The 233-nt window shown below is 51.9% G+C and carries 1 protein-coding gene; it reads left to right on the top strand.

All coding sequences use genetic code 11. The annotated features are described in order from the left end of the window. Nucleotides 1-233: OmpA family protein (locus BTV98_RS13410; RefSeq protein ID WP_178379403.1), on the top strand; the 233-nt coding region annotated here is incomplete at both ends.

Here is a 233-nt window from a genome sequence, read left to right as displayed (position 1 = left end):
AGCAGTGAAATCACCTCACAAGCGGCTGGCGTATTAAACCAACATGCCGGTCTACTAAGCTCAAATCCAAACGCTGGTGTTGTTATCGCTGGTCACACTGATGAGCGCGGTAGCCGTGAATATAACATCGCCCTAGGTGAGCGCCGTGCCCAAGCTGCACGTGATTATCTTGCTGCCCAAGGTGTTGCGGTAAATAACATCCGTGTCATCAGCTATGGTGAAGAGCGTCCAGC

Origin of the sequence: Psychrobacter sp. Cmf 22.2, from assembly GCF_001921745.1 — a bacterium.
Lineage (GTDB): Bacteria > Pseudomonadota > Gammaproteobacteria > Pseudomonadales > Moraxellaceae > Psychrobacter.
Note: the sequence above shows the minus strand (reverse complement) of the source record. Positions and strands in the feature narration are given on the sequence as shown.